This is a genomic window from Microlunatus sp. GCM10028923 (genome assembly GCF_042666975.1).
Classification (GTDB): Bacteria; Actinomycetota; Actinomycetes; order Propionibacteriales; family Propionibacteriaceae; genus Microlunatus.
The window spans coordinates 250,430-268,132 of the sequence record NZ_JBHTFF010000012.1 but is presented as its reverse complement, the minus strand read 5'-3'; the positions used below and the strand labels follow the sequence as shown (position 1 = coordinate 268,132).

Below are 17,703 nucleotides of genomic sequence, written 5' to 3'. Positions count from 1 at the left end.
CAAACGCGACATCATCCGCCGCCTCAAACGCTACATCGCCCGCGACGTCCACAAGATCATCACCAAAGCCCTCCGACCCGCAGAACCCACACCCGCGACCCCTTGACAAACATAGGGGCATCCAGTCAGTGGAGGAGGGGGAAGGGCGGGAAGCGAAGAGGGAGAGGGCGGGCAGAGGAAGCGGGAGAAGGCGGGCGGGGGAGCGGAAGAGGGTGACGTGGGCAGCACGTGCCGCCTCCTGGATGTCGCAGATCTGACGACAGTTTCCGTTCCACCGTTGGAAAGTGGGGGGTTGTGCGTACGACCGTCAATTCTGCGACAGGGCGCGGAGGTAGCGGTCCGTGATCATGCGCTGCACCAGCCGGGTGACGGGTCCGCCGAGCCGGGATAGCAGGGTGGCCGGCCGGGAGAAGGCGGTGACGTCGAGCCGGACGGTGTCGTCGGCGAGGTGCTCGACGAGGAAGGCCTCCTCGCCCGACTCGGGGTGCCCGGGGCGGGTTCCGTAGGCGAACCCGGCGCGGCGCGGCTCGTCGACGACATAGACGACCCGGACCGGCGCCTGCACCGGTCCGATCCGCAGCACGGCGTCGAGCCCGTCGCGGACCGGGTCGGACGTGTTGACGGCGAGGCCGGAGCGGCGCTGCAGTTCCCAGCCCAGGACCCGCTCGGCGGCGGACCGGAAGCAGTCGGCGCCGTGGCCGAGCACGGCCGACCGGCGTACGTGGTGGTAGCCGGGCGGCAGGGTGCCGCGGGTGGCGCCGACCTCGGGGTAGCTGAGGTCGTCGGTCACGTCGCGACGGTGATCAGCCGCTGAAGTCGCTCGCGGCGCGGCGCGCCTGCTCCAGCCACTGCCGGTACGTCTCCGCGGAGTTGGCCGCGTCGCGGGCGGCGCGGGCGTCGCCGCGGGCCTCGGCCTTCGCCGCCTTGGCCTCCAGCTCGCTGATCTGCGCCTCCAGCTTGGCCGCGGTGTCCTCGGCGCGGGCCCGGGTCTCCGGGTTGGTCCGGCGCCACCGGTCGTCCTCGGCCTGCCGGATCGCGGTCTCGACCGCGCGCAGCCGGCCGTCGAGGGTCCGCATCGCCTCCCGCGGCACCTTGCCGATCTCGGCCCACCGGTCGAGGATGTCGCGATAGCTCGCCCGGGCCGAGGTGAGGTCGGTGATCGGGACCAGCCGCTCGGCCTCGACCAGCAGCTCCTCCTTCTTCACCTGGTTCTCCCGGTATTCGCTGTCCTGCGCCGCGAACGCCGACTGCTTGGCCTCGAAGAACTGGTCCTGGGCGGCCCGGAACTGCTTCCACAGGGCGTCGTCGATCTCGCGCGGGGCGGGCCCGGCGGCCTTCCACTCGGTCATCAGCCCGCGCAGCTCGCGGGTGGTGTCGCCCCACTCGGTCGAGTCGGCGAGCGCCTCGGCGGCCTTGACCAGCCGTTCCTTGATCACCCGGGCCGAATCGCGCTGCTCGGCCTGCTCGGCGAAGTGGGCCTTCCGGCGCCGCGTGTACGTGGTCCGGGCGGACGAGAACCGGTGCCACAACTCACCGTCGGTGGTCCGGTCCAGCCGGGGCAGCTTCTTCCACTCGTCGAGCAGCGAACGGAACCGGTTCACGCCGCCGCGCCAGTCGTTGCTCGCGGCCAGCCGCTCGGCCTCGGCCACGCACTTCTCCTTCGCGGAGCGGGCCTCGTCCTGCTGTTTGGCCTTCTCGGCGCGGCGGGCAGCGCGTCGTTCGTCCAGCACCGGTTCCAGCGCCTTCAGCCGGGTCAGCAGGCTGTCCAGGTCGCCGACGGCGTTGGCGTCGGTCACCGCGGTCCGTACGGTCTTGATCGATCCCGCGGCGTCGTCGGGGGACAGCGCGCCGGAGGCAATTCGCCGCTCCAGCAGGGAAACCTCGAGTTCGAGCGCGGTGAAACGGCGGACGAAGAACTGCAGCGCCTCGGCGGGGGCGACGTCGGGCACCTGGCCGACGCTACGCTCGCCGGTCGCGGTGCGGACATACACGGTGCCGTCGGCGTCGACTCGTCCGAAAGTAGCTGGGTCAGCGTCGGGGCTCATGGATCCATCCTGCCCGATAGTGTCCCGGTTGTGTTGATCGCATCCTTCCCAGCCGGTCCCTGGCAGGCCAACTGCTATCTGGTCGCTGCGGCCGCCGGAGCGGAGTGCGTGATCATCGATCCGGGCGTCGATGCGGCCGAAGGCGTACGGTCCGTGGTCGCCGAACACGAGCTGCGGCCGGTGGCGGTGCTGGCCAGCCACGGCCACCTGGACCACACGTACGCGATCGCCGACCTGGCCGACGGTTACGGCGTCCCGTGCTGGATCAACGGTGCCGACCGGGACCTGCTGGCGGACCCGTTCGCCGCGATGCCGGCCGGCGTGGACCGGATGCTCGCCGACTCCGGCTACCGGACCGAGTTCGCCGAGCCGGACCGGGTCGAGACGCTGGCCGACGGGGACCGGCTCACGCTGGCCGGGCTCGAGTTCACCCACGTCGCCGCGCCGGGCCACACGCCCGGCTCGTCGCTGCTCCGGCTGCCGTACGCCGAGGACGGGTTCAGCGAGGTGATCTTCAGCGGTGACGTCCTGTTCGCCGGCTCGATCGGAAGAACTGATTTGCCCCGCGGGAACCCAACCAGGATGCTGGAAACCCTGCGGACCACGGTGATCGGACTGCCGGATTCCGCGGCGGTGCTGCCCGGCCACGGGTCCCAGACGACGGTGGCGCGGGAACTCGCCGCGAACCCGTACCTGCAGCCGGAGCACCTGCAGCAGGAGAAGGAGCAAGGAGAACACACGTGAGCCGCCCCAAACCGCTGTCCGGGTTTCCCGAGTTCACCCCCAGCCAGCGGATCGTCGAGCAGCACGTTCTGGACCGGCTGCGGGAGACGTTCGAGCTGCACGGGTTCGGCTCGGTCGAGACCCGGTCGGTGGAGCCGATCGACCGGCTGGCCAAGGGCGGCGAGATCGACAAAGAGGTGTACGCGGTCCGCCGGCTGTCCGCGCCGCCGGAGGCCAAGGCCGACCTGGGGCTGCACTTCGACCTGACCGTCCCGTTCGCCCGGTACGTCCTCGAGCACGCCCACGCCCTGCAGTTCCCGTTCCGCCGCTACCAGATCCAGAAGGTGTGGCGGGGCGAACGGCCGCAGGAGGGCCGCTACCGCGAGTTCACCCAGGCCGACATCGACATCGTCGACACCGGCGAGCTGGCCGCGCACCACGACGTCGAGGTCGCCCTGGTGACGCTGGCCGCGCTGGAACGGCTGCACGACGAGCTCGGGCTGCCGCCGGTGCTGATGCGGGTCAGCGACCGCCGGCTGGCCCAGGGTTTCTATCTGGGCCTGGACATCGAGGACCCGACCGACGTGCTGCGGATCGTCGACAAGCTGGACAAGATCGGCCCGGACGCGGTCCGCGACCTGCTCACCGGCGAGGCCGGGCTGTCCGCCGCCCAGGCCGACTCCTGCCTCCGGCTGGCGGAGATCAACACGGCCGACGAGTCGTTCGCCGACCGGGTCGCCGGGCTCGGCGTGAAGCATGATCAACTCGAGGTCGGGGTGGAACGGCTGGCCGAGGTGGTGCGCGCGGCGAGCCGCTACGTGCCGGGCCGGCTGGTCGCCGATCTCAAGATCGCCCGCGGTCTCGACTACTACACCGGCACCGTCTACGAGACGGAGCTGGTCGGTTACCCGAACCTCGGCTCGATCTCCTCCGGCGGCCGGTACGAGTCGCTGGCCAGCGACGGGAAGACGAGCTATCCCGGCGTCGGGCTGTCGATCGGCGTGACCCGGCTGCTGGTGCCGCTGCTGGCCGAGGGCAAGATCACGGCGTCCCGCTCGGTGCCGACGGTGATCTTGGTCGCGGTGGACGCCGAGGAGACCCGGGACACCGCGATCGCCGTCGCCGAACGGCTGCGCCGGCGCGGCATCTCGGCCGAGGTGGCGCCGAAGGCGGACAAGTTCGGCAAGCAGATCCGGCACGCGGACCGGCGTGGCATCCCGTACGTCTGGTTCGGCGGGCTGGACGGCGGCGAGGTGAAGGATGTTCGCAGCGGTGATCAAGGTCCGGCCGACCCGGACAGCTGGCGACCCGCCGAGGAGGAGCTGCGGCCGAGCGTCGGGCGATCATGAGCCGATAGGGTCTTGATCATGGCTTCCGATGTGTTGATCATCCTCGGGGACTCGTACTCCTCCGGGGTCGGCGCGGGCGACTACATCGAGGACGGCACCGACTGTCTGCGGTCCCGCAACTGCTACGGCGCGGTGATCGGCCGGGAACGCGGGGCCGACGTCCTGATCGCGGCCTGCGAGGGCGCGATGACCTCCGACATCGAGGGGCAGCTGGCCAACGCCCAGGCCGGGCTGCCGGCCGGGTCGGAACCGGCCGCGGTGGCGCTGACGATCGGCGGCAACGACGCCGGCTTCGCCCGGGTGCTCACCGAGGCGGCCCGGCCGTGGTGGTGGGGCGACAGTGCTGAGGCCATCGAGGAGGCGCTGCGGTTCATCACCGATGAGCTGCCGGCCCGGCTGGCGGCCACGCTGACCTTGATCGAGAGCCGGCTCGGCAGCTCGATCGACCGGGTGCTGGCCGGCTACCCGCACCTGTTCGCCGGGACCGACTGCCACCTGGCGACGTTCTTCACCTCCGACGAGATGTACGGGCTGAACGACGCGGCCGACAACCTCGCCGAGCGGCAGGCCGAGGTGGCCGCGGCGGCGGGCTGGACCTTCGTCGACATCCGACTGCCGTTCGTCGGCCACGCCACCTGCACCGAGGATCCGTGGATCCACAACGTCGACCTGCTGGACCAAGCCGAATCGTTCCACCCGACCGCGGCCGGTCAGCTCGCCTACGCGGGCGCAGTCGGTCCCTCCCTGCCGAGCCTGGCGCCGGCCCCGGAGCCCGTCGCGGCGGGCCGGGTCACCTGCGTGCCGGGCGTCGGCTCCGACCCGTACGGCGGCCGGATCCGGATCCCCGACCTGGACTCCGCGGATGCCCGCGACGCCGCCCGCCGCCACGACATCTCCGACGACGTACGGCAGCGGCTGCTGGCCGGGCAGCGGGCCGGCGCCCGGAACCGGCAGCTGGCCGACCTGGACCTCCGGGCCCGCTGACACCACCAGGTGAACCGCGCCTCGACGTGATGATCATCGTTGGGGAATGCTGCGTTCATGAGCTTCCGATTTCCGCGCAGCACGCCGTCCGAGCAGCAGGTCGACGCCGGCAGGGTGCAGGCCTTCCTGGACGCCGTCGAGGCGGCGGACATCGAACTGCACAGCCTGATGCTGGTCCGTCGCGGATCGGTCGTCGCCGAGGGCTGGTGGGCTCCGTACAGCGCCGATCGGGTGCACCTGCTCTATTCGCTGAGCAAGAGCTTCGCCTCGACCGCCGCCGGACTGGCCGCTGCGGAGGGACTGCTCGACCTCGACGATCCGCTGGTCTCCCACTTCCCGGAGTTCGACGCCGAGATCACCGACCCGGGCAGCCGGGCGATCCGGCTGCGGCACGTCGCCGCGATGGCCAGCGGACATCGGCAGGAGATGATCGAGCAGGCGCTGCGGGTCGATCCGGACGAGCCGGTCCGCGGGTTCCTGCTCTCGCCGCCGGAGGCGGAGCCGGGCAGCGTGTTCGCGTACAACCAACCGTGCACCTACTCACTGGCCGCCGTGGTCCAGCGTCGCACCGGGATGCGGTTGACCGAGTACCTGCGGCCGCGGCTGTTCGAACCGCTGGGCATCGGCGAGGTCGGCTGGCTGCGCGACGGCACCGGCCGCGAGCTGGGCTTCAGCGGCCTGCACGCCCGGACCGAGGACATCGCCAAGCTCGGCCAGCTCTACCTGCAGGGCGGAGTCTGGCAGGGCGCTCAGCTGCTGCCCGCCGAGTGGGTTCAGGCGGCGACCCGGTCCCAGGTGGCCAACCCGGACGAGCCGAACCCCGACTGGCGGCAGGGCTACGGCTTCCAGTTCTGGATGTCGCGGCACGGCTATCGCGGCGACGGCGCGTACGGCCAGTTCTGTCTGGTGCTCCCGGAACAGGAGGCGGTGGTCGCGATCACCGCAGCCACCGGGGACATGCAGGGCCTGCTGGACGCGGCCTGGGCCGAGCTGCTGCCGGCCTTCCGCACCACCGACGATCGGCCTGACCCGGCCGCCGACGAGCAGCTCGGTGAGCGGCTGCGCTCGCTGTCCCTGCCACGGCCGGCCGCGGCTCCGGCCCCGGGCGCCGGCCGCGAGGAGTGGACCGGTCGGTCGTTCGTGGTGGGCGAGCCGGGCCCGGTCGAGGCCGTACGGATCGTCGGCGTCGAGGCCGGCTGGCAGCTGGAGCTCGCCACCCCGACCGGCGCGCTGACGGTGCCGATCGGTGCCGACGGCTGGACGACCGCCGAGCAGCCGGTGCCGCTGGCCTGCGCCGGCGGCTGGCCGGCCGACGACCTGTTCCGGGCCGACGTGATCATGCTGGAGACGCCGCACCGGCTCACCATCACCTGTCGGCTGGCCGACGGCTCGGCCGAGGTCGGCTGGCGGGAGCATCCGCTGCACGGGCTGCCGCTGACCGACATGCACAGTGGCCTCTTCTCTGGAAGCTGAGGCGAGTCCGGCGGTCCGGCCGCCATACTGGCCCTGACCCAGGGAGGTGATGGCGCTGCCCAAGAATCCGGTGGTACGCCACGGCCACACGGTGCTGGCCACGGCGGAGAGCGACGCGTACTTCTCGCTGCGCCGGCGGCCGACCTCGCGCGAGGAGCGGTACCGGATGGGCAAGGGCCTGCGGGACCGGGTGCCCCGGAAGTCGCTCGGCGAGTGGCGCGCCCCGTACGGCCGGCCGGATCCGGTGACGTTGATCCTCGAATCGCACGAGGGACGGCTGGCGGACCTGATCCCGATCCGGGTGGCCCGGATGACCGCGTCCCCGTACGGCTATCTGCGGGGCAGCGCGATCGTGATGGCCGAGGACGTGGCGCACCTGCCGGCGACCGGGATCATGCCGGTGATCTGCGGCGACGCGCATCTGGGCAACTTCGGCTTCTACGCCTCGCCCGAGGGCGAGCTGGTGATCGACCTGAACGACTTCGACGAGGCGCACCCGGGCAGCTGGGAGTGGGACCTGCGCCGGCTGGTCGCCAGCATCTGGGTGGCCGGCCGCCAGAACGGCTCTGCGGAGGACCAGTGCCGGGACTCCGTCGCCGCCTGCGTCGCGGCCTACCGGGCGGAGGTACGGTTCCTGGCCGACCAGCCGCTGCTGATGCGTTCGTACAACCGGCTCGACGTGGAACGGCTGCACGAGACCGCCTCGGAGCAGACCCTGCGGGACGAGATCGAACGGTCCGCCAAACGGGCCCGGAACCGGACCAGTGACCGCGCGCTGCCGCGGTTCACGGTGGAGCAGGAGGGCCGGCGCCGGATCGTCGAGGAGCCGCCGCTGATCACCCAGGTGCCGAAGGACGAGGCGGACGCGCTGGGGGAGGCCCTGGACCGGTATCTGGGCACCCTGGCCCTGCACTGGCAGCGGGCGCTCGGCGGCTACACGCTGGTCGACATCGCGTACAAGGTGGTCGGCGTCGGCAGCGTCGGGCTGCGCGCCTACGTGGCCCTGCTGGAGGGCAGCAGTCCCGACGACGTGGTGTTCCTGCAGCTGAAGCAGGCCCGCCGGTCGGTGCTGGCGAAGTTCGTCCACGGCGACTCGGCCTGGCACGATCATCAGGGCCAGCGGGTGGTCGAGTATCAGCAGAGCCTGCAGACCGTCAGCGATCCCTTGCTGGGTTGGACTTCCGTCGGTGATCTGCAGTTCTACGTGCGCCAGTTCCGGAACATGAAGGGCACCATCCCGCTGGACTCGATCGACGCCGCCGCCCTGACCGACTACGCCGGGATCGTCGGCCACCTGCTCGCCAAGGGCCACGCCCGGACCAGCGGCGCTTCCATGATCGCCGGTTACGTCGGCTCGTCGGACAAGCTCGACCAGGCCCTCTGCCGATTCGCCGCCGGCTACGCGGACCAGACCGAGGCCGACCACGCGGAGCTGATCGGAGCCGTCCGCCGCGGTGTGCTGCCGACGGAGTAGGTAGGTCTTGGCCAACCTTGGCCAAGGTAACTATCCTGGGCCCATGACTACGGTGAATGTGGGCCAGGCCAAGACGGAGCTTTCCAAGCTGCTGTCCATGGCCGAGGCGGGCGAGGAGGTCGAGATTGCACGGAACGGTGTTCCGGTTGTGCGGCTCGTGCCGATCCGCTCGGCGAAACCCGGCCGCCGGTTCCTGGCGGCCAAAGGGACGCTGGCCGGTCAGATCCGGATCGGGGGCGACTTCGAGTTCACCGACGCCGAGCTCGACGAGATGTTCGATCAGTGAAGCTGCTTCTCGACACGCACGTCGTGCTGTGCTGGTTGACGGGGGAGCGCGAGATCTCCGAAGCCGCCGGCGAAGTGATCGAGCAAGCCGATGACCTGCTCCTGAGCGTGGTTTCACTTGCCGAGATCGGGATCAAGGCATCAATCGGCAAGCTTGACGTGCCAGATGATCTTGATCGGCAGGTGCAGGCGATCGGTCTGCGCATTCTCGGCCTCGCGCCCAGCCATGCGCTGGGCGTGGCGAAGCTTCCCGTGCACCACCGGGATCCCTTCGATCGTCTTCTGATCGCCCAGGCGGTGGCGGAACGCCTGACTGTTGTGACGGCTGACCGAAGGTTCGCCGACTACCCGGTCGCCATCGTCAACGCCGGCTGAGACCTGGCCAGCGTGGGTCAGCGCAGCGGGGTGATCATGATGTCGTCGTACGAGTGCTCCATGTTGCCGACGTCCTCGGGGTTGAGGCCGGTCTGGACGCGGAGGCCGGTGAGGGTGTCGACGTCGGCCAGCCGCTGAGTCGCGGTGCCGAGCGCGGTGCCGTTGATCGTGATCTTGGTGCCCTCGGCGGTGCTGCCCAGGGTGACCGACATCCATTGCTTGTTCGGGACCACCGGGCTGCCGGTCCGGCCGACCTCGACCCAGGCGGAGCCGGTCCAGGCCTTCACCGTCAGCACGTTCGCTGTCCAGTCGGGCGACAGGAGCAGCCGGTACGCGACCTTCTCCTCGCCGTCGCCGGACCGGCCGAGGACCTCCCAGATCGCGCCGGAGCCGTACCCGTAGCCCTCGAAGCCGAAGCCGAACCGCAGTCCGGCGGCCGGCTCCTGGGCCGGGATCGTCGCGGACGCCCGGGCGGCCTGGTCGGCGTCGATCAGCACCATCCGGGCGTTCGAGTGGTCGTAGCCCGGGATGGTGCCCTTGTCGGCGACCAGGGCGTAGCGGGCGTCCTTGATCGTCCGCGGGATCGTGGTGATCGCGTCGTTCTCGAAGGTGAGCAGGTGGCTCGCGTACAGCTCGAGTTCGGTGATCGCCGCCAGCGGTGCGCGGCTGTCCCGGGTGATCTTGACGAACTTGGCCTGGACCGGGTCGACGTCCTGATAGCGCATCGCCCAGTCGGTCCGGTCGCCGGTGCGCAGGATCGGTGCGCTCCAGGTCTCGCCGTCGGTGGAGACCTGCACCTTGGCACTGTTCAGCTCGCCCTTGGCCAGCATCAGCCCGATCCGGTTCAGCGTGTACGTGCGGTCCAGCTCGATGATCAACTCCTGCCGCCGGTCGAACCGGGCCGCCGCGCGATACTCGGAGCTGCCGTCGACCACCGCGGCCAGCCGCTGCTCCGGGAAATGATCATCGGCGGGAACCACGTTGCCGGTCAGCTTGACGATCTTGTCCCGGACCTTGGTGGCAAGATCAAGTTTGCCGACGCCGGGCCCGAGCGCGTCCACCTTGCGGGTCCAGATCTTGTTGTCGTGGCCGTACTCGCGGCAGTACCAGATGTTGTGGCAGTTGTCGCCGAACGCGAGCGAGGATCCGTTGTTCAGTGCGACCAGATCCATGTTGCCGCTGCTGCCGGACCAGCGCCGCAGCGGTTCGTCGGCGGGGTAGCGGGAGTAGAGGGTCTCGCCGGTGTCCCAGGTCCGGCCGGTGCCGTCCAGCGACACGACCACGTTGTTGTCCGGGCGGCCGTACGTCATCAGCAGCTGGCCGTTCGGCTGCAGCAGGAACTTCGGCATGATCCCGTTGTTCGGCATCCCCTCCGGCGGCTGGTACGGCTTCACGTCGGTCCAGGTCAGCCCGTCGTCGTCGGAGAACGCCTGGGTGAGCGGCATCGCCGGCGGCCGCGGATTCGGCTCGACGCCGCGCATCATCGCGATCAGCCGGCCGTCGGCGGTCCGGCCGAAGCCGAGCTCGTTCGTCGAGTACGAGGAGCCGGCGTTCACCGCCGACCGCTGCCGGAACGTCTGGCCGCCGTCGGTGGACTCGAAGATCACGCTGTACTGCTTGTTGACGCCGTCGATCACGCCGCTGCCGTACCCGCCGAGCAGCAGGGTGCCGTCGTCGAGCTCGATCAGGTCGCGGTGCACCCGGTACCAGCCGAGCTTCCACTTGTTCTCGATCAGCGGCGCGGTCCAGGTGGTCCAGGTCTTCGCCACGTCGGTCGACTTCGCCATCGGGATGCCGAGCCGGTTCGGCGCCGGTGACGGGACCGGGACGAAGCTCGCCGAGAGGATCGCGCCGTCCCGGAGCCGGGTGGTGGCGACCATGGTGAACTCCGACGGCAGCGCCTCGTACGGCTTGAAGATCTGGCCGTTGTCCTCGCCGACGGCACGGGTGTTCAGCAGCGGCGCCGTGGGGGAGTCCTCGTTGCGGCCCCAGGAGGCAATCACCTTCTTGGCGGTGCGGTCCTTGATCAGGTGGTCCACCGAGAACGCCATCGGCACCGCGCCGAGTTCGCCGGGCCCGGGCGCCCACGGGTACCAGAGTGCGCCGCCGGACAACGACGGACGGTCACCAGGCAGCCCGTCGCCCTCGGCCGGCGGGTCGTCCGGATCGCCGACCGCCCTGACCTCTCCCGGCAGCCGGGCGACCGCCGCCGGGTCCGGTGCGGCCCCGCCGGTCTGGACCACGGTGCCGATCCCGACCCCGATGCCGATCATGCTCGCGGCGAAACCCAGCTGGCGCAGCCAGGTGGGTGCTCCCGTGCTCCGGTTCGTCATAGCGCCCCTGCCTCCCGATGGACACGTACGTGGAACAATGTGCCATGTAACGTCCGGGCGCGGAAGAGCTTTCCATGATCGGTTCAACCCATGATCAGGAGCGAGCGGCGGCTTGAGCCGCCGGGGTCAGGGGCGGGCGCGGCCGGGGCGCCAGAGCCAGAACAGGGCGGCTCCGCCGACGAGGGCGATCCCGATGATCACCAGGGCGACGGTGCCGAGCGTCCGGCCGATCGCCGCATCCGTGCGTTCCGCGGCGCCGACGTCGGCCGACGAACCGCTCAGCGGTGCCAGCGGTGTGCCCAGGTCCCGCGGTGGGCTGTCGGCCGGCATGCTGCCGTCGCACTGGGTGCTGACCAGCTCGTACGCATGCTCGACGGAGGTCTCCTGCCGTTCGGTGGCGAAGATCAGCATCGTCGTGCCGATCGTCGGCACGAATCCGCAGGCCGCGGCGTCGGGGGTCTGCACGATCTGCTCGGAGTAGGCGGTGCCCTTGTAGACGTACCGGACGGCGAGGGTGAACTCGTGGCCGGTGGCCGGGTCGGAGACCGGCCGGACCGAGCGCACGGTCCCGTACATGATCACGTCGGCCCGCTGCACCGCCTGGGGCCGGGTGGGCGGCCGGCACTCACAGGCGTGGGCCGGCGGTGCGCCGACGACGACGAACGCACACCCGGCGATCAGCACCAGGACGGCGGTGAGCAGGCCGGCGAATCCACGGGGTCGTCTGTTCCACTGCGTCCTACCCATGTGTTCTAGTGTCACCCATTCTCAGAAGACCGGCGAAACAACCGTTCCGACCGGGTCGTCGGGGCGTGGTTCGGGGAGTGCGGCGGCGGAGAAGGCCCGCGTGGGGTGGTCTAGGATCGGGCGGGGCCTGGGCCAGTTCGATGAAGGGACAGAAGAGTTGATTCGCACGCACGACGCCGGGACACTGCGCGCCGAGCACGCCGGAACCACGGTCACGCTGGCCGGGTGGGTCGGCCGGCGTCGGGACCACGGCGGGGTCGCCTTCCTCGACCTGCGGGACGCCAGCGGGATCGTGCAGGTCGTGGTCCGGGACGAGATCCTGGCCGCCTCCGGTGCGCACGATCTGCGCAACGAGTACTGCATCAAGATCATCGGTGAGGTGGCCCGGCGACCCGAGGGCAACGCCAACCCGGACCTGCCGACCGGCGAGATCGAGGTCGTCACGGCCGAGTTCGAGGTGCTCAACGCGGCCGCGCCGCTGCCGTTCCAGATCGACGAACGGGTCAACGTCGGCGAGGAGACCCGGCTCAAGTACCGCTACCTCGACCTGCGCCGGCCCGGCCCCGCCGCCGCGATCCGGCTGCGCAGCGAGGTGAACCGGGTCGCCCGCACGGTGCTGGCCGGCGAGGGGTTCGTCGAGGTGGAGACGCCGACGCTGACCCGGTCCACGCCGGAGGGCGCGCGCGACTTCCTGGTCCCGGCCCGGCTCCGGCCCGGTTCCTGGTACGCCCTCCCGCAGAGCCCGCAGCTGTTCAAGCAGTTGCTCATGGTCGGCGGCCTGGAGCGCTACTACCAGATCGCCCGCTGCTACCGGGACGAGGACTTCCGGGCCGACCGGCAGCCCGAGTTCACCCAGCTGGACCTGGAGCTGAGCTTCGTCGACCAGGACGACGTGATCGCGCTCGGCGAGCGGCTGCTGACCGAGATCTGGTCGCTGATCGGGCATCAGGTCACCGCGCCGATCCCGCGGATCACGTACCGCGACGCGATGGACCGGTACGGCACCGACAAGCCGGACCTGCGGTTCGACCTCGAGATCACCGAGCTGACCGACTACTTCGCCGAGACCCCGTTCCGGGTCTTCCAGGCCGACTACGTCGGGGCCGTCGTGATGAAGGGCGGCGCGGACCAGCCGCGGCGCACGCTGGACGCCTGGCAGGAGTTCGCCAAGCAGCGCGGTGCGCGCGGGCTGGCGTACGTGCTGTTCGGGGCGGACGGCGAGCTCGGCGGACCGGTCGCCAAGAACCTGTCCGAGACCGAACGGGAAGGCCTGGCCAAGGCCACCGGTGCGGAGCCGGGGGACTGCGTCTTCTTCGCGGCCGGCGGCCGGTCGGCGTCGCAGGCGCTGCTCGGCGCGGTCCGGCTGGAGATCGGCAAGCGGATCGGCGCCATCGACGAGAGCGCCTGGGCGTTCGTCTGGGTGGTCGACGCACCGCTGTTCGAGCCGGCCGGTGACGCCGTCGCGGCCGGCGATGTCGCGGTCGGATCGGGTGCCTGGACCGCCGTGCACCACGCCTTCACGTCGCCGAAACCGGAGTCGCTGGACACCTTCGACACCGATCCGGGCTCGGCGCTGGCGTACGCGTACGACATCGTCTGCAACGGCAACGAGATCGGCGGCGGCTCGATCCGTATCCATCGCCGGGACGTGCAGGAGCGCGTCTTCAAGGTGATGGGGATCGAGCCGGAGGAGGCGCAGCAGAAGTTCGGCTTCCTGCTCGACGCCTTCGCCTTCGGCGCCCCGCCGCACGGCGGCATCGCCTTTGGCTGGGACCGGATCGTGGCCCTGCTGGCCGGTTCGGACTCGATCCGTGAGGTGATCGCGTTCCCGAAGTCCGGCGGCGGTGTCGACCCGCTCACCGACGCCCCGGCCCCGATCACCGCCGCCCAGCGCAAGGAGGCCGGCGTCGACGCCAAGCCCGAGCCGGCCAAGGAGTCCTGACCGCCCATTGATCGGGGAGCATTCCGCTGCGAACCCGGGGCCGAATTCACCCCGATCCAGGACGAACCTGGTCGGTACCACTCGTGGCACCGTCGCTGGTATGGCGATGAACCTGAGGTTAACCGACGAGGACACCGAGGCTCTGCGCGCCTACGCGGCCGAGCACGACATGTCGATGCAGCAGGCTGCCCTGGAGGGGATCCGGCAATTGGTGCACGGCGATCGGCGGGCGCGGTTCATCCGGCATATCCTCGACGAGGATCGCGAACTGCTGCACCGCCTCGCGCAGTGACCTACTTCCTCACGTTGGAAGACATCACCGAACTCGGCATCGTGATGATGGCCGAGGAACGGGAAGACTTCCTGATCGCCGATCCCGGACTGCTCGAGTCGGCGCTGGCCCGACCGCGAGCCAGCGCCTTCGGTGAGCCGGCCTACCCCAACCTGCCTGCTCAGGCTGCGGCGCTGATGCACTCACTCGCCAGGAATCACACCCTGGTAGACGGCAACAAACGCATGGCCTGGGCGGCAACCAAGCTCTTCCTGCTGTTCAACGGGATCACTCTCCGGGCACCCTCGCCCGATGAGGGCGAGAGGGTCGTCGTCGAACTGGCCACCGGCTCGCTCGCCCTGCCCGACATCGCCCAACGGCTCAACAGCTGGTCCACTCCCTTCGATACGCCGACGATAGGTGCCGACTCGTAGCTTCGCCGGCATGAGCGCGCGCCGCAGGTTGCTACTCCCAGACTTGATCAAGAGTCCCTGGCTGGTCGGGTTCGGGCTGGTTGCGGCGGCGCAGTTGATCTTCGTCGTCGCGCCGGTCTCGCCGCTGGCCGACCTGGTCGCGGTGTCGATCCTGGCGCCGCTGCTCGCGGTCTGGGTGTGGCGGTCGGGCGGGCCGAAGCTGCTGGTGCTGGCTCTTCTGTTGTGTGCGGTCGGTGACCTGTTGGGGAACCCGCGACGGATCGGCCTGAGCGAGAACGGTTTGCTGTTCAGTGTGGCGGCGTTCGTCGCGGCGCAGGGCTGTCTCCTCGTGCTGTACGTGCGCAGCGGCGCGGTCGCGGAGTTGCGGGCCGCGGTCGGTGGTGACCGGCGGTGGCGGGCGGTCGTCGCGTTGCTGTACCTGATCGGGGCCACGCTGCTGTTCTGCCTGATGTGGGGCGGGCTCGGGCCGACCTTCCGGGTTGCCGCGGGTCTCTACCTGGTGCTGCTCGTCGGCACGGCCGGTGCCTCGCTGGCCGTGGACACCCGGGCCGGGATCGGGGCCGCGCTGTTCGCGGGATCCGTGCTGCTGGTCGGTGCCGGGATGGTCGGGTGGGTCGAGGGTGCGGGAACGTGGCACCGGCTGCAGGTCCGCTTGACGTACCAGCTCGGACTGCTGCTGATCGCGGTCGCGGCCGTCAGACGCGTGCGGCGCGGCGCGAGCGTCGGGTCCCGTTGAGGGCCGTGACGATCGTGCCGGAGAGCCACTCCAGCGGGCCGCGGTCGAAGCGTCGCAGCCAGAGGTGGGCCAGGGTGAGGATGATCGCGCCGATCGCTGCCCAGGCCAGCACGGTGACTGGGAGTCGGAGGGCGGGGTCGACGCCGTTCAGGCCGAGGCCCCAGCCGTAGAACAGGGCCGAGGCGATCAGGTTCTGGGTGACGTACCCGCTGAGGGCGACCCGGCCGAGTTCGGAGAGCCGGCGGCCCCACCAGCCGGGTTCCCGGTCGAGTGTGACGGCGGCGATCAGGGCCAGCAGGCCGAGCGACACCAGCGGCGCGGTCAGGTAGCGGACCACGAAGAACGCCGACGGCACCGTCGCGCCGAGGGCCAGATCGATCGGCAGGGTCACCGCACCGACGACGATCAGGGTCGACCGCAGCCGGCCGCCCTCGGTCCGGAACAGGCCGGCTCGCCACAGGTGGGCGCCGAGCAGGAACAGGGCGATGCTCGAGCCGAGGATGAAGACCGGCTCGAACCGGAAGGCCGTGAGGTGGTCGATCCGGAACAGCACCAGGTCCCACCAACTTCCCTGCTGGTACGGGCTCGGCTGCGGCACCGTGCCGCTGACCGACTCGCCGTGGAACACCATCCCGGCCGTCATCAGCCCCACCGCGACCAGGTGGATCGAGGTGGTCGCGATCATCCAGCGCCGCTGGGCTGCCGGGCTGGTGAGCAGGAGGGCGGCAACCACGATCCCGGTGACGGCGTAGCCCATCAGGACGTCGAACTCGACGACGAGCAGGAAGTGCACCACGCCGTCCAGGAACAGCACCACGGCCCGCCACAGGTAGCTCTGCGGCCATGGCCGGCCACGCCGACGGGCCGAGTCGAACTGGATCGCCAGGCCGATCCCGAACATCAGCGTGAGGAGTCCGAGGAACTTGCCGTTCGCGAGCTGCTTGAGGAACAGCGTGATCGGCACCTGCCAGTCCGGCACCCCTGCCGCGGCCGGGTCCGTGAACGCCCGGAGCAGTCCGCCGGGGTTGCTGAACAGCCAGATGTTGGTGCCCAGGGTGCCGAGGATGGCGATTCCTCGCGCAAGATCAAGTCCGGTGACCCGTGCCATCGGGGCGGCTCCTCTACGAAGATCGTACGGATGTATCACGACTGTGACAGAACGAAAGTATCACAATCGGGATATAACCGTCACACCGCTCAGTCGGTGAGGAAGTCCTTGATCATCGGGTTGACCAGGGCGGGGGGCTGGCGGCTGATCCAGTGGCCGGTGTTCTCGAGCATGATCAACTTGGCGCCGGGCACCAGGCGGGCGGCCGCGACCGTGAAGTGCGGCCGGATGCCGACGTCGGAGTCGCCCTGGAGGAACAGGGTCGGGCAGCGGATCTCGGACAGCCGTGGGCGCAGGTCGACCCGCATCCGGAACGGGCCGATCGAGGTGTTCTGCCAGTCGCTCGAACTGGAACCCGTCGCCCCCTCGGCCATGATCTCGTCGACCACCTGGTCAAAGTCGTCCGGCAGGGCGGCGAACAGGCCGCGGCGGGTGAAGGCCTCGGTCTGCGCCCGGTTCCGGGACATCAGGCTCGGCAGGGTCCTGCTCAGGAAGGGGATCTTCGCGGTCAGCCAGAGCAGCTGATGGACCACGGGCGGGAAGTCGATGATCCCGGCCGGCGCCAGGGCGACGATCGTGGAAACCCGGTCCGGGTGTTCGATCGCGTACGCCAGCGAGATGGCGCCGCCCTGGGATAGGCCGACCAGGGCCACCCGGTCCAGCCCGAAATGATCAAGGACCTCGGTCACGCAGCGGACCAGGCGATCATGGTCGGCGACACCGCGCCAGGGCTGGCTGCGGCCCTGCTTCGGCCAGTCCGGTGCGAAGACCCGGAACGAGTCGGCCAGGTCGGGGATCAGGTGGCGCCAGCTGAGCGTCGCGCTGTCCGTACCGCCGCCGCTGAGCAGGACGACGGGCGGCCCGGTGTCGCCGGCCGTGATCACCCGAAGTCGTCCTTCCGGGCAGGCGATCTCGTGGATGTCGTGGTCGACCGCAAGATCATCGATCATGATTCGCTCCGGTTCTGGTGCTGCCACCGCTGCAGCAGTGCGGGCAGTTCGTCGGCCAGGAAGCCGTACAGGGAATGGACGTTCTGCAGGCGTTCGCGGCGGTCGGCCGGCGCGTCGTCGAGGACGGTCAGGCCGCGGCCGAGGAGATCACGGAACTCCGTCGCGTAGCCGTACCGGCGCATCAGCATCCGGCTCCAGCCGTCCGCGGCGATCCGGAAGTACTCGTGCCGGTCGCCACGCTTGCGGATCCCTTCGACGAGACCGCTCGGCGTCAGCATCCGGGTCGCGCTGCCGATCGAACTGCGACTGACCTCGAGCACCTCGGCCAGCTGGGCCGATGTCTGCTCGGGCGGGTCGCTGATCAGCAGCCAGCCGATCACCCGGCCGGGGATCAGTGGCATGCCCTCGCGGGCGAAGAACGCCGCGACGGCGTCGGTGAAGTCGAGTTCGGCCTCGGTCGGGGCGTCCATGACC

At 70.3% G+C, this 17,703-nt stretch carries 17 protein-coding genes and 1 pseudogene; 11 read left to right on the top strand and 7 right to left on the bottom strand.

Annotated elements, in window-relative coordinates; translation table 11 throughout:
* Window positions 1-307: 307 nt before the first annotated feature.
* Window positions 308-790, bottom strand: a complete 483-nt coding sequence (locus tag ACFQU4_RS26875) for a DUF1990 family protein (protein WP_377497954.1) — start codon at window positions 788-790, stop codon at window positions 308-310.
* A 13-nt stretch (window positions 791-803) separates the two neighbouring features.
* A pseudogene (locus ACFQU4_RS26870) lies at window positions 804-2,116 on the bottom strand (DUF349 domain-containing protein).
* On the opposite strand from ACFQU4_RS26870, the gene ACFQU4_RS26865 reads away from it, so the two are divergent.
* The 7 genes from ACFQU4_RS26865 to ACFQU4_RS26835 are packed head-to-tail and all read left to right on the top strand — an operon-like array spanning window position 2,076 to window position 8,708.
* The gene (locus ACFQU4_RS26865) at window positions 2,076-2,789 is read left to right on the top strand and encodes an MBL fold metallo-hydrolase (protein WP_377497952.1); all 714 of its coding nucleotides are present in this window, start codon (window positions 2,076-2,078) and stop codon (window positions 2,787-2,789) included. The pseudogene ACFQU4_RS26870 and the gene ACFQU4_RS26865 sit on opposite strands and share 41 nt — an antisense overlap.
* Window positions 2,786-4,117: a histidine--tRNA ligase gene (gene hisS / locus ACFQU4_RS26860; RefSeq protein ID WP_377497949.1), complete on the top strand. Its 1,332-nt coding sequence runs from the start codon at window positions 2,786-2,788 to the stop codon at window positions 4,115-4,117. The genes ACFQU4_RS26865 and hisS overlap by 4 nt, the downstream gene beginning before the upstream one ends.
* A gap of 18 nt (window positions 4,118-4,135) precedes the next feature.
* Entirely contained in the window at window positions 4,136-5,101 is a 966-nt protein-coding gene (locus ACFQU4_RS26855; protein ID WP_377497947.1) for an SGNH/GDSL hydrolase family protein, read from the top strand.
* A 57-nt stretch (window positions 5,102-5,158) separates the two neighbouring features.
* Window positions 5,159-6,574 carry a serine hydrolase domain-containing protein gene (locus ACFQU4_RS26850; protein ID WP_377497945.1) on the top strand — a complete coding sequence of 472 codons (1,416 nt, stop codon included), beginning with the start codon at window positions 5,159-5,161 and terminating at the stop codon, window positions 6,572-6,574.
* Between the two features lie 49 nt (window positions 6,575-6,623).
* Window positions 6,624-8,048 (top strand): DUF2252 domain-containing protein, encoded by a 1,425-nt coding sequence (locus tag ACFQU4_RS26845; protein ID WP_377497943.1) that lies wholly within the window; start codon window positions 6,624-6,626, stop codon window positions 8,046-8,048.
* Window positions 8,049-8,100: 52 nt separating this feature from the next.
* Window positions 8,101-8,334 (top strand): type II toxin-antitoxin system Phd/YefM family antitoxin, encoded by a 234-nt coding sequence (locus ACFQU4_RS26840; protein WP_377497941.1) that lies wholly within the window; start codon window positions 8,101-8,103, stop codon window positions 8,332-8,334.
* The gene (locus ACFQU4_RS26835) at window positions 8,331-8,708 is read left to right on the top strand and encodes a type II toxin-antitoxin system VapC family toxin (RefSeq protein WP_377497939.1); all 378 of its coding nucleotides are present in this window, start codon (window positions 8,331-8,333) and stop codon (window positions 8,706-8,708) included. Before ACFQU4_RS26840 ends, ACFQU4_RS26835 begins: the two co-directional genes overlap by 4 nt.
* Before the next feature lie 17 nt (window positions 8,709-8,725).
* Here the strand turns inward: ACFQU4_RS26835 and ACFQU4_RS26830 are convergent, their stop codons facing one another.
* Window positions 8,726-11,041: a discoidin domain-containing protein gene (locus tag ACFQU4_RS26830; RefSeq protein ID WP_377497937.1), complete on the bottom strand. Its 2,316-nt coding sequence runs from the start codon at window positions 11,039-11,041 to the stop codon at window positions 8,726-8,728.
* A gap of 126 nt (window positions 11,042-11,167) precedes the next feature.
* Window positions 11,168-11,788 carry a hypothetical protein gene (locus ACFQU4_RS26825; protein WP_377497935.1) on the bottom strand — a complete coding sequence of 207 codons (621 nt, stop codon included), beginning with the start codon at window positions 11,786-11,788 and terminating at the stop codon, window positions 11,168-11,170.
* Window positions 11,789-11,945: 157 nt separating this feature from the next.
* Between ACFQU4_RS26825 and aspS the strand changes: the two genes are divergently transcribed.
* The 4 genes from aspS to ACFQU4_RS26805 all read left to right on the top strand — a co-directional run bounded on the left by aspS (window position 11,946) and on the right by ACFQU4_RS26805 (window position 15,171).
* Window positions 11,946-13,730, top strand: a complete 1,785-nt coding sequence (gene aspS / locus ACFQU4_RS26820) for an aspartate--tRNA ligase (RefSeq protein WP_377497933.1) — start codon at window positions 11,946-11,948, stop codon at window positions 13,728-13,730.
* A gap of 100 nt (window positions 13,731-13,830) precedes the next feature.
* Window positions 13,831-14,022, top strand: coding sequence for a hypothetical protein (locus ACFQU4_RS26815; protein ID WP_377497931.1), 192 nt, complete (start codon window positions 13,831-13,833; stop codon window positions 14,020-14,022).
* Window positions 14,019-14,435 (top strand): type II toxin-antitoxin system death-on-curing family toxin, encoded by a 417-nt coding sequence (locus ACFQU4_RS26810; RefSeq protein WP_377497928.1) that lies wholly within the window; start codon window positions 14,019-14,021, stop codon window positions 14,433-14,435. The genes ACFQU4_RS26815 and ACFQU4_RS26810 overlap by 4 nt, the downstream gene beginning before the upstream one ends.
* Window positions 14,436-14,478: 43 nt before the next feature.
* Window positions 14,479-15,171 (top strand): hypothetical protein, encoded by a 693-nt coding sequence (locus ACFQU4_RS26805; RefSeq protein ID WP_377497926.1) that lies wholly within the window; start codon window positions 14,479-14,481, stop codon window positions 15,169-15,171.
* Here ACFQU4_RS26805 and ACFQU4_RS26800 read toward each other — a convergent pair.
* The 3 genes from ACFQU4_RS26800 to ACFQU4_RS26790 form a co-directional block, all read right to left on the bottom strand.
* Entirely contained in the window at window positions 15,131-16,279 is a 1,149-nt protein-coding gene (locus ACFQU4_RS26800; protein WP_377497924.1) for a DUF418 domain-containing protein, read from the bottom strand. The two genes, ACFQU4_RS26805 and ACFQU4_RS26800, sit on opposite strands and share 41 nt — an antisense overlap.
* A gap of 89 nt (window positions 16,280-16,368) precedes the next feature.
* Window positions 16,369-17,229, bottom strand: coding sequence for an alpha/beta fold hydrolase (locus tag ACFQU4_RS26795; protein WP_377497922.1), 861 nt, complete (start codon window positions 17,227-17,229; stop codon window positions 16,369-16,371).
* Window positions 17,226-17,699 (bottom strand): GbsR/MarR family transcriptional regulator, encoded by a 474-nt coding sequence (locus ACFQU4_RS26790; RefSeq protein ID WP_377497920.1) that lies wholly within the window; start codon window positions 17,697-17,699, stop codon window positions 17,226-17,228. Before ACFQU4_RS26790 ends, ACFQU4_RS26795 begins: the two co-directional genes overlap by 4 nt.
* Between the last annotated feature and the right edge of the window lie 4 nt (window positions 17,700-17,703).